General features: G+C 73.9%; 10 protein-coding genes. 3 read left to right on the top strand and 7 right to left on the bottom strand.

The window, feature by feature from the left end:
• Positions 1–502 (top strand): HNH endonuclease (locus MNY60_RS22190; protein ID WP_242361911.1); only part of this gene is annotated, 502 nt, incomplete at its 5' end.
• A 404-nt stretch (positions 503–906) separates the two neighbouring features.
• Here MNY60_RS22190 and MNY60_RS22185 read toward each other — a convergent pair.
• On the bottom strand, positions 907–1953 hold the full coding sequence (locus MNY60_RS22185; protein ID WP_242341107.1) for a cytochrome c3 family protein: 1047 nt from the start codon (positions 1951–1953) through the stop codon (positions 907–909).
• Positions 1953–3284 (bottom strand): hypothetical protein, encoded by a 1332-nt coding sequence (locus MNY60_RS22180; protein ID WP_242341108.1) that lies wholly within the window; start codon positions 3282–3284, stop codon positions 1953–1955. The genes MNY60_RS22185 and MNY60_RS22180 overlap by 1 nt, the downstream gene beginning before the upstream one ends.
• Positions 3285–3519: 235 nt before the next feature.
• On the opposite strand from MNY60_RS22180, the gene MNY60_RS22175 reads away from it, so the two are divergent.
• Positions 3520–4023, top strand: coding sequence for a TlpA disulfide reductase family protein (locus tag MNY60_RS22175; protein ID WP_242361910.1), 504 nt, complete (start codon positions 3520–3522; stop codon positions 4021–4023).
• Between the two features lie 3 nt (positions 4024–4026).
• Here MNY60_RS22175 and MNY60_RS22170 read toward each other — a convergent pair whose 3' ends face one another.
• The 5 genes from MNY60_RS22170 to MNY60_RS22150 form a co-directional block, all read right to left on the bottom strand.
• Positions 4027–5799, bottom strand: coding sequence for a histone deacetylase (locus MNY60_RS22170; protein ID WP_242341110.1), 1773 nt, complete (start codon positions 5797–5799; stop codon positions 4027–4029).
• Between the two features lie 3 nt (positions 5800–5802).
• Positions 5803–6105 (bottom strand): hypothetical protein, encoded by a 303-nt coding sequence (locus tag MNY60_RS22165; RefSeq protein WP_242341111.1) that lies wholly within the window; start codon positions 6103–6105, stop codon positions 5803–5805.
• An 84-nt stretch (positions 6106–6189) separates the two neighbouring features.
• A complete protein-coding gene (locus tag MNY60_RS22160; protein ID WP_242361909.1) occupies positions 6190–8319 on the bottom strand; it encodes an Ig-like domain-containing protein in 2130 nt (709 codons plus the stop codon).
• A 13-nt stretch (positions 8320–8332) separates the two neighbouring features.
• Positions 8333–8980: a hypothetical protein gene (locus tag MNY60_RS22155; protein WP_242361908.1), complete on the bottom strand. Its 648-nt coding sequence runs from the start codon at positions 8978–8980 to the stop codon at positions 8333–8335.
• A gap of 17 nt (positions 8981–8997) precedes the next feature.
• On the bottom strand, positions 8998–9783 hold the full coding sequence (locus tag MNY60_RS22150; RefSeq protein WP_242361907.1) for a hypothetical protein: 786 nt from the start codon (positions 9781–9783) through the stop codon (positions 8998–9000).
• A 221-nt stretch (positions 9784–10004) separates the two neighbouring features.
• Between MNY60_RS22150 and MNY60_RS22145 the strand changes: the two genes are divergently transcribed.
• On the top strand, positions 10005–10796 hold the full coding sequence (locus MNY60_RS22145; protein ID WP_242341115.1) for an inositol monophosphatase family protein: 792 nt from the start codon (positions 10005–10007) through the stop codon (positions 10794–10796).
• The last annotated feature ends 115 nt before the right edge of the window (positions 10797–10911 follow it).

Raw genomic sequence — 10911 nt, 5'->3', positions numbered from 1 at the left:
GGTCCCGGACGGCGACCTCGCGGCGGTGCTTCACGAGGCGATCCGCTGCGCCATCCAGAAGCACGGCAAGCGCAAGGGCGCGGTCGCGCCGGAGCGGAAGACGAAGGGAGCGAAGCAGGCCGGGACGGCGAATGCCGCCGCGACGAAGAAGACCGAGAAGCCGCCGGCTGCGAGGACCACGATCCCGGCGATAGTGCGCCGCGCGGTGTGGAAGCGCGACGGCGGGCGCTGCGCCTGGGTCGGCCCGGACGGCTGCCGCTGCAACAGCCGCTGGAAGCTCGAGCTCGACCACATCCAGCCCGCCGCCCTCGGGGGACCGTCCACGATCGAGAATCTTCGGCTCGCCTGCCGAGCCCACAACCTGCTTCACGCGGAGAGCACCTTCGGGCGCGAGCACATGGATCGCTTCCGCCGCGACGCGGGCGATAGGCCATCGACACTCTCGCGCGCTGGCGCGGTGCCCCTGCGTCCCGGGATGCAGCTGGGCATGTGGGCGCCGTGATTTGCGGCCGCCACGGAGCTGGCGGAACCTCCGGCGAACCGGGATTGGGTTCGCAATGGCCGCGCGGCTAGAGCGTCGACTCGCCGCTCGCGTACTTCCGGGCTTCCGAACCCCTGCGCCCCCGCCGGTGACGCTCACCGCGCTGCCGCCCGCAGTGCTCCGCCCGGAGCGTTCCCGGCGCGCGCGTGCTGACCCGTCGATGCCCAGCCGGAGCGCGCGGTGCGCCGCTCGGCCGACGAAGCCGCTCCCTCGGTCAGCAGCCGAAAATGTGACGAATCCTGAGACTGCTTCCGTACGCCGCAGGCGCAAGGAGCGAGGACGCCCGCCGCAGGCCCGGTATCGTTCGCCGACGTGGAAAGGCCCGGGCCGCGCTTGGCGCGGCCCGGGCCGAGGATCAGCTCACGCTACGTGCCGTGGTGGCACGCCGCGCACATCGTGTTGTTCCGGCGGTCGTCGTCGTCGTGCTTGCGGAGGAACGTCCGCGGGTGCGGGTTCCCGCCCGCGCCGCCGACCTGGTGGCAGAGCACGCAGACCGAGTCGGCGCCCTGGTCGTGGCAGGCGGCGCAGCTCGAGATGTCGCGCCGGGCGGCGTCGCCGTGGAAGTTCCCGCTCGCGCGGTCGTTCGCCCAGCCGGCCTTCTCGTGCGTCGCGGGGACCCGCGAGCCGCTGAAGAGCTTCGTCAGGTTCTGCTGCTCGTGGCAGGACTCGCAGTACTTCTTGCCGTGGCAGCGCGAGCAGCTCGCCGGATCCTGGGCGGCCTCGATCATGTGGCGCGAGACGTAGTCACCGCGGTGGATGAAGTCCCGCTTCACCTCCTCGGGGAAGATGATCGAGGGGCGGGCGGCTGCCGTGGTGGGCGAGTGGCACTGCGAGCAGTAGGTCTGGTCGTGGCACTGCGCGCAGCTCTCCGCGCTCGGGCGCGCGAGCGGGCCGTGGAGCCGGAGCCAGTCGCCCTTGTGCGCGTACGCACGCTCGGGGAAGTAGCCCTTCAGGTCCACGTGGCAGGGCCGGCAGCGGCCCTCGTTGAAGTCGGTCTGGTGCTTGTGACAGGAGGTGCAGATGTCCATCGGCGGCGACCAGAACGGCTCACCGGCCTCCGGGAGCTTCTTGTGGCAGGTGTCGCACTTCCCCTTCACCGCGGCCTGGCCGAGGTGCTTGGCGTGCGAGAAGCTGAGGCGCGGCTCGATCGCGGCGGGCTTCGGCGCGGTCTTGTCCTCGTGGCACTCCTTGCACTTGTCGGTGGCGGGGAGGTGCCGCTGGGTGAGCGAGGTCGCCTTGTCGATCCCGGCGTGGCAGTCCGTGCACTCGATGCCCTGATCCACGTGGATCGAGTGCACGAACTCGGTCTCGGGCCGCTGGGCCTTCTCGTCCTTCTCGACCTTCTTCGCCTTGGCGCTGCAGCCCGCGGCGACGAGCGCGGCCGCGAGGACGACGGGGAGCGTGCGGTTCATTAGCGCACCTCCCGGATGCGGTAGGTCTGGTTGTAAACGAGCTTCGCCATGACGTCGTACGTCTGCTCCAGGAAGGGGGTCATGCCGGCGCGCCCCGCGACGACGGCGCTGAAGCCCTTGGCGAGCTCGACGCCCGCCGTGAGCGTGCCGGAGATCGAGTAGTCCTCGCCGTTCACCTGCTCGCGGAAGAAGTGGCCGAGCACGTCCGCCGCGGCGAAGAACTTGCCGAAGTCCTGGCGACCGAAGAGCCGGCCGCCGACGTACCCGTTCTCGAGGGCGTCCAGGTAGAACACCTCGGCGCCGGCGGCGGTCTCGCCGCGCTCCCAGTCGAGGCTTCCCTGGACCAGGTGGCCGTAGTAGTCGCCGTCCTCGCCGGGCTCGATGGCGAGGTGGTAGTCGGCCCCGACCTCGAGCCCGTGCTGGAGCTCGTAGCGGACGCCGCCGCCGATGTCGTTGCGGCGCTCGGTCGAGAAGACGGACAGGATCGAGTTCCGCGCCAGGAAGAGGTCCGGCGCGGTGAAGCGCCAGTCGGCCGTGAGGTGCAGCCGCGGCTTCACCGACCAGCTCACCGCCGCGTTCCCCTCGGAGAACCGCTCGTCGTAGAGGCTGTAGGAGCCGAAGCCGGAGAGGGTGAGGTTCTTCGCCAGCGGCTGGAGGCGGAAGTCCGCGCCGACCTCCTGGCGGACGGGGTCGCCGCCGTCCTCGACGAAGTTCGCCGAGGCGCCGACGTCGAGGCCGCGCCCCGCGTAGCCCGGGATGGGGACGAAGACCGCCGCGCGCCCGCCGTAGGCGAGATCGCCCGCGACCGGGTTCCAGCTGCGGACGCCGCTGCGCGTGCCGAACCGCTGCGACACCGGCGCGCCGGCGTAGCCGGAGAGGCGGAGGCCGAAGGGCAGCGTCACGATCGCCTCGCCGCCGTCGAGCTGGATCATCCGCGCGACGCCGGTCATGACGTGCGTCCGGCCGAGCCGGAGCGTCAGCGCGTCGCCGAGCAGGCGGCCCGAGAGGTAGCCCGTCATGACGTCGCCGGTCAGGTCCGAGCCCGTCCCGTTGTCCCAGCGCCGATCCGCGAGCTCGTACGAGCCCCAGGTCGAGACGACGAGCTGCAGGTCCTTCGCGATCGGGTTCGTCACGCCGCGCGCGGCGATGTTGAGGATCTCGTACGCGGGGGCGACGGTGACGAGCTCGGGCTTCTCACCCGGCACGCCGCCGCGCGTCTGCTCACCCACGGTGAGGAGCGTGGTCGAGGTCACCTCGACCGTGTCTGCCCGCACCGCGGGGCCGGCGAGGATCGCCAGTCCGAGGGCGATGACTGGTGTGATGTTGCGCATCAGGAGCTCACCTCGAGCGTGGGTGCGTCGCGGCAAGGCTCGGCGGATGCGCCGGCCAACGGCCGCGGAGTTCCGCGGACGATGACACAGGGTGCTTCGCTCAATCTTGTCGAAGATCATTTACACCCCGGAAACCTCCGTTGCGGTACGGGATTTCCATCGCCGGGGCGGGCGTCGGCGCGGGTGGACGCAGCGTGAAGCCGGCGCCCCCGCGGCCCCCGATTATGATGTGACGATGCGCCGCGCTCTCGTCCTCCTCGCTCTCCTCGCCACGGCCTGCGCCGGAGGGCGCACCGTCCAGCGCTCCCCCCTGATCGGCCAGCGCGCGGAGCTCACCGCGGAGGACCTGGCGGGGCGGGAGGTGCGGGTCCCGGGCGACTCGGCCGGGAAGGTGCGGATCATCGACTTCTGGGCGAGCTGGTGCGAGCCGTGCCGCGAGCAGCTCCCCCTCCTCGACCGGCTCGCCCGCGACTACGCCTCACGGGGGCTCGCCGTGTACGGCGTCGCCTTCGACGAGGACCGCGCGATGGTGGAGGCGTTCCTCTCGGCGACCCCGGTGTCGTTCCCCATCCTGTGGGACCGCGGCGGGGGCCGCCTCTCGGCGCCGTTCTCGATCAGCCGGTTGCCGACGACCCTCCTCGTGGACCGCGCCGGGGTCGTCCGCTTCGTCCACCTGGGATACGACGTGGCGGAGGGGCGAAAGCTGGAGGGGGAGGTCCGCGAGCTCCTCGGGGAGTGACCGTCAGGAGCGGGCTTCCGGAGCGGGCGGCACGGGCGCCGGCACGAGCGAGAACCGCACCCGCTCCCGCTCGCGCTCCACCTCGCCCGCGTCGGCGGGCGACTCGCGCAGCCAGTACGCCATCTCGTCCGCCTCCCACGTGTACGGCTCGCCGTCCATGAGCACCCGCCCCTCGGCGACCGCGTTCGTCGCCTCGAGGAGCGGCACGTGGGCGAGGTCGCGGATGAGCGCGTCGAAGCGACCCTGCCGCTCGGGGTCGATGAAGGCGAACGCGTAGCGGGCGGCGTAGGCGGTGTGGAAATAGGCCGGCCGGAACACGACCCCGCCGAGGCCGAGCCGGACCGCCATGCGCGCGAGCATCGTGCCCGCCTCGCGCGCGAGCCCGAGGCCGGGAACGTCCTGGCCGGGGAGGCGCGGCCGGCGCTCGCTGAACTGCGCGCGCGGGTTCCGCAGCGAGAGCCAGTGGATGTACAGGACCTCCACGCCGAGGACCCGCCTGCGCTCGAGGACGAGCTCCACGAGCACGTGCTCCTGGGCCTCCGACTCACCGTACAGGCGGACCCGCTCGCCGAGGCCGGTGGAGTCGAACGTGACGCGGAACTGCCGGTACCCGAGCCGCTCGAGCTGCGCGAGGATCCCGTAGCGGAAGAGCGCGTGCTCCATCCCGGAGGCGGTGTAGAAGCCGAGCAGGAGCCGCTGCCGGTGCGGCCGGATCCCGAGCGCCTCCTCGAGGTCGTCGGCGGTGAGCTCGCCCTGTTCGGTGAGCTCGCCCGGCGACATCTCGCGGGACAGCACGGTGAAGCGCGCGCCGAGGGGGTCGTAGTCGGCGGGGATGGGCTCGGAGGAGCCCGCCGCGAGCGCCATGCCCGTCCCGGCGAGCACGCGCCAGGCGAGGCTGGAGTAGCCGCCGGCGGGCAGCCACACCGTCGGGACCCCGTCGAGCTCCGTCGCCACGAGGAGATCGCGCTCGCGGACCCCCTCGAGCGTGAGCCCGAGCTTCCCGAAGCGATCCCCCTGCAGCACGTCGCCCCCCGCGAGCACGAACGCGAGCTGCGGGCGCGGCATCCGCTCGAGGAGGGCGGTGAGCGCCTCGAGGTACGCCGCGTCGCCGGCTCCCTCCGGCAGGACCGTCTCGTCCACGTCCTCGAGCGGGCCCCAGTCGGATCCGGAGATGGAGCCGATCCAGCGGTCGCGGTCCCGGGCCAGGCAGGCGGCGATCCCGTCGGGCGGGTGGGCGTCGAGATCGAGCACCGCGACGCGCGCCGAGAAGCCGTCCTCGCGCAGCGCCGCCACCGCGACGGCCACGTCGTTCACCGGGCAGAAGCCGCCCGCCGCGCCGGGGGCGGCGTGATGGAATCCGCCGAGCAGGTTCAGGGCGGGGTGCTTCGTCCGGAGCGTCTCCCGCGCCGCGGCCAGGGTGGCGCCGCAGGCGAGGCGGATGGTGGTCATGACCTCGTCCACCGGCACGTCGGACGGGTCCACCGCGAAGATGTGGGCCATGGTCGCGGGCCGCCCGAGCGACTCGAGCAGCTCGGGCGTGTGGACGCGGGCGAGGTCGTCGTAGGCGATGCGGCGGGGCGCGTGCACCGCGCTCGCGGGCACGGCGCCGCACTCGCGCAGCCACCACATGACGAAGTCGGCGCGGCGCGGCTCCATCCCCGCGCCGACCTCGAGCCCGGACAGCGGCAGGCGGTAGCGCGGGTCGTACCAGACGCTCACCTCCCGGCGGTGAAGCCAGGAGCGGAGCCGGTAGAGGAGGGTGCGGGCCCGCAGCAAGGGCTACCGGTGGCCCGGCGGCGCGAACGGCGGCTCGCCGCCTCCCTTCGGCACGTCGGCGCCGAGCTTCGCGCGCGAGGCGCGGGCGGTGCGGGCCGCGAGCCACCAGCCGATGACCGTCTCGAAGGCGATCCAGGCGATGGCGATCCAGGCCGCCCGCACGAGGAGCCCGAGCCCGGTGGCGCAGCGGGCGTACTGCTCGTCGAACGTGCGCGCGTAGTCCCCGAGGAACGGCGTCGCACGGACGGTGTACCCGATGATGAAGATGAGGAAGATCGTGCGCAGGATCGCGAGGAGCTTGAGCATGCCCCCGAGTGTAGCGCAGCGCGGGCCCGCGGTCCGGAACGTGGCGCGGGCCCCCGGCGGTGCGGGGGCCCGCGGCTCGCGGAGCTACTGAGGGAACTTCACGAGGCCGTAGCGCGTCGCCCCGCCGACCGTCGCGCGCACGATGGCGTTCCGGCTGCCGTCGGGCGCGACGAACACGAACAGGCCCTCGGCGGCGTACGGAGCGCTGGCCTCCGCCCAGACGGGGATGGGCTCGGTGGCGGCGCCGGGGAGCGCCACGAAGGAGGCGTCGTAGCGGTGGACGGCCGTGGCCGTCGCGTCGAGGAGCGCCACGTTGCCGAGGGTGTCCGCGTGCGCGAACCGCACCGAGGTCACGCCGGGGAACGATCCCATCGACGCCGAGAGGTAGTCCGCCGTCGAGTAGATGAGGTTGCAGGTCGAGAACAGGTGGTTCCCGTTCTGCTCCACCCACAGCCGGGCCGAGGTGCACCCCGACGCCGTGCCGAGCTGGAGGAGATCGCCGCTGTTCTGGAGCACCCACTGCTCCACCGAGCTGCCGTCCGCGACGTAGAAGCGGTTCGGGTCCGTCGGATCCGCCGCCCCGGCGGTGCCGTACAGGCCGCGCGTGGTGAGCGCGCCGTTGCTCGTGTCGAGGTCCCCGATCCACTGGCCGGAGGCCTTCGGGAAGACGAACACGTGCCTCGACGAGACGGCGGCGAGATCGTTCACCTGGAAGTTGGCGGAGATCGAGCTCGTGACGGCCGGCGTGGCGCCGAGCGAGACGACCCGCAGCCAGACGTCGTCGCCGACGACCGCCGTCGCGCCGCTGGCGAGCACGCCGACGACGTTCGGCGCGGTCTGGAGCGCGACGCTCGCGGTCTCGGCGCCCGTGTTGGCGTCGAGCACCCACAGCCGGCCGCCGCCGGCGACCGCCGGATCGGCGCCGACGAGGACGATCTTGCCGGCGGCGTACTCGGCGTCGCGCACCTCGTGGCCGAGGTCCTGGATGTGCGGGTACGCGGTCACCGTGACCGTATCGCTCGTGCAGGCCCCCGGGCGATCGCACACCGTCACCTGCAACACGTAGTCGCCGAGCAGGTCGGGGGTGAAGCTCGCGCTCGCCGTGTCGGCGCCCGTGAGCGAGCCGGCGGTCACGGCGCTGCCGGTGGGCGTGTCGACGACGGCCCAGGCCCACGTGAAGGTCGTGTCCCCGTTGACGTCGGTGGCGCTGGCCTGCGTCGCCACCGAGGGCCAGACCGTGGGCGTCGCGGTGCGGTTCACCGCTCGCGCCGGCCCCGCCTCGGCGACGGGGGCGTCGTTCACGCAGGTGACCGTCTTCGGGACCGTGGTGGTGTTCACGCCGTCCGTCGCGGCGAGCGTGACGACCCAGTCGCCCTCGTCCGCGGGCGCCGGCCCGCAGGTGACGGGCAGCGAGACCGCGCCGCGGCAGGAGCCCGGCGTGCCGGCGGGCTGCGCGGTGCCGCCCGGCGGCGTCACCGTCCAGCTGCACTCGAGCGGATCCCCGTCGGCGTCCGCGACCGTCCCCTGCGCCGTGAACGAGACGTTCCGCGACTGGGTGGCGGGCACGGTGACGGTCACCGCCGGCGCCGTGTTGATCGCCGTGACGACGACCGTGTCCGTGGTCGTGAGGAAGCCGTCGGACACGGTGAGCGTGAGCTCGTAGAGGCCGGTCACGTCCGGCGTGAACGAGGGCGTCGCGCCGGTGGTGCTGGAGAGCACCGCGGTGGTCGAGCCCGGCGGTGGCCGGAGCGACCAGGTGTACTCGAGCGCGGTGCCGTCCGGATCGCTGCTCGCGTTGGAGAGCGTGAACGGCACGTGGCGCGGGACGGTCGCGTCCGCGCCCGCGTCGGCGACGGGCGCGCGGTCCGGCGCGCAGGTGTTCGTGTCCATCCGGCACAGGCCGCTGCAGCACTCGTTCGAGAAGCCGCAGGTGTCGCCGTCGACGCGGCACTGCACCTCGCTCGTGCAGTGGCTCGCGACGCACACGCGCGGGTAGCCGCAGTCGTCGCTGTTCCGGCACATCCCGCCCTCGAGCGGGTTGCGCATGCAGGTGCCCTGCACGCAGCCGTAGGAGCAGCAGTCGGCGTTCTCGCCGCAGGCGGTGCCGGTCGGCCGGCAGGAGGCGTCGGGGGAGGTGATCGTGTCCTGCTGGCACGCCGCGGCGAGGAGGGCGGCGAGGGCGACGGCGAGCTTCGTGCTCGTGGGGAGGCGCATGGTGGATTTGCTCCTAGAGCCGGAACGAGACGCCGGCCGCGAACGACCAGTCGGCGCCGCCGTCGAGGTCGTAGCCGACGGAGAGGGGCTCGAGATCCAGGACGAGCTTGGGCGAGAGGGCGACGCTGCCGCCGAGGCCGAGGCGGAAGATCCCGGTGGTGGAGGTCTGGGTCTCGCGGATCCGGCCGACGAACACCTGGTCGACGAGGACCGTCACGCGGTGGTGGACGACGCCCACGCCCGCGTCCGCGCGGACCGCGGCCTTTCCGCCGCGGAGCGGCAGCGCGAGCCGCACGCCGGGCGTGGCCTCGAAGCTCACGCCGCTCGTCTCGATGCCGTCGGCCTCCTTCGGCCGGACGTAGACCGCGCGCAGGGGGGCGACGAGCCCGACGGAGAGCCCCGCGGGCGTGCGGGAGAGCGGGAGCACGCCCTCGAGCCGCAGCATGGGGGACAGGTCGCCGCCGTCCTGGCTGCGGGAGAAGCCGAAGAGCGCCGCGGCGCGCAGCGGGTCGCGCCCGCCGGGAGTCGACGCCGGCAGGCGCGAGGTGCCCGGCGGCGGCGGCGGGAGCGGGATCGCGCCGGACTGGGCGGCGGCGGCGGCGCCGGCCGCGCCGGCGAGGACGAGCGCGAGGAGCGCGCGGGCGAGGAGGGGGATCTTCATGGCGGGTCCTCCGGAGCTCACAGGCGGTGGCTCGCGGACACGAGGAACGAGAAGGCGGAGCCGACGCCGTCGCCGAACCGGACGTCGAAGCCGACGAGCTGGGCGCCGACGCGGACGTTCGGGGTCGGCGTGAACGCGAGCCCGCCCGCGAGCCGCGCCACGCCGGCGACGCCGCCCGAGACCGGCTCGACGTGGCCGATGCCCGGGACGTCGACGGAGCCGGACGCGGCGGTGTAGGCGACGCCGAGGCCGGCGTCTCCGTGGATCCAGAGCTTCGGGCCGAGCGCGTAGGTCACGCGCGCCGCGGGCACCACCTCGAAGAGGTTCGCGCCCCACTCCATCGCGACGGTGCCCATCATCGGCACGGGGACGTCCTGGGAGTCCGACGCGTGCAGCACCCCCGCGGAGATCACCCAGCCGAGCGCCGCGCGCGGCGAGAGCGCGCGCACCGTGCGCTCCGCGTCGACGCGGAGCTTCAGGGCGCTGTAGCTCGCGTCCCCGATCCCGAACTCTGCGCCGAGGAGCGTCGCGATCCGCCACTCCGGCTCGGCGAACCAGCCCGCCGGCGGCTCCTGGGAGAGCCCGCCCGCCGTCTCCGCCGCGACCGGGGCGGGCCCCTGGGCCACAGGGGCGGGAGCGGGCGCGGGCTCCGCGGCGACCGCGGCCGGCGCCGCGAGGGCCTTCGCCGCGGGCTTCTTCGCGGCGCTGGCAGGCGCGCGCCGCGAGGGCGACGTCTGCGCCCGCGCGGCGGGAGAGGCCGCCAGGGCGGCGGCGAGGACGACTGCGAGGCGGCGTGCGATCATGAGATCCACCCAGGGGGAAAGTTCGCGGGAGGTTAATTCACCGCACGAGAGTTGTGAACGAAACGTGAACGCCGCGCGCGTCGCGTGATCCTGGGATGAGTGGAGGTGGGAGGGGCGGCGCGGCGTGGCGCGCCCACGACGGCTGCGGACGGGGGCCGAGGTGGCTATGCTCTCGAGCGACCGCGGGACTCGTCCGCGGCGCTCGGAAGACGGAGGTGCAAGTGGCGGAGTTGGCGGAGCTGAGGGACGCGTGCGCCGAGGCGGCGCGACGGGGCGGGGCGGTGCTGCGCGAGAAGTGGGGCGGGAAGCGCACCATCGAGCTGAAGGGCGGGATCGACCTCGTCACCGACGCGGATCGGGCGGCCGAGGCCGCGGTCCTCGGGTTCCTCCGGAGCCGCCTCCCCGGCGCCGCCATCCTGGCGGAGGAGTCGGGCGTCTCGGGGGGCGACGGAGGCGAGCTCCGCTTCTTCGTGGACCCGCTCGACGGGACCACCAACTACGCGCACGGGGTGCCGCACTTCGCGGTGAACGTCGCGGTCGCGGACGCGCGCGGCCTCGCGGCGGGCGCGACCTACGATCCGCTGCGCGACGAGCTCTTCACCGCGGCGCGCGGCGAGGGGGCGTTCCTCGGCGACGTCCGCCTGCGCCACTCCGGCCGCGCCGAGCTCGTCGGCTCGCTCCTCGTGACCGGGTTCCCCTACGACATCCACCAGCACCACGACTACCCGCTGCGGCTCTTCGGCGCGTTCCTGCGCCGGGCGCGCGCGGTGCGCCGCTTCGGCTCGGCCGCGCTCGACCTCGCCTACGTGGCGGCGGGCCGGTTCGACGGGTTCTGGGAGCAGCGGCTCAAGCCGTGGGACGTCGCCGCCGGGATCCTCCTCGCGCGGGAGGCCGGCGCGCTCGTCACGGACATGGCCGGCGGCGAGCGCATGCTCGACACGGGCGACATCGTCGCCGCGCCGCCGTCGCTGCACGCGCCCATGCTCGAGGTCATCGGCTCGGTGCCGCGCTGAGCGGCGGCGCGCCTGCGCTGGCCGCGGGCGCCTCCAGCGCCGGCGTGCCGGGCGGGCCTCCCGAGGCGCCGGCGGCCTGGACGGCCGTCACGGCCGCGGCGGCCGGCGCGGGGGA

The sequence above is a fragment of the Anaeromyxobacter sp. SG17 genome (assembly GCF_022690695.1).
In the GTDB taxonomy this organism is placed as follows: domain Bacteria; phylum Myxococcota; class Myxococcia; order Myxococcales; family Anaeromyxobacteraceae; genus Anaeromyxobacter; species Anaeromyxobacter soli.
Note: the sequence above shows the minus strand (reverse complement) of the source record. Positions and strands in the feature narration are given on the sequence as shown.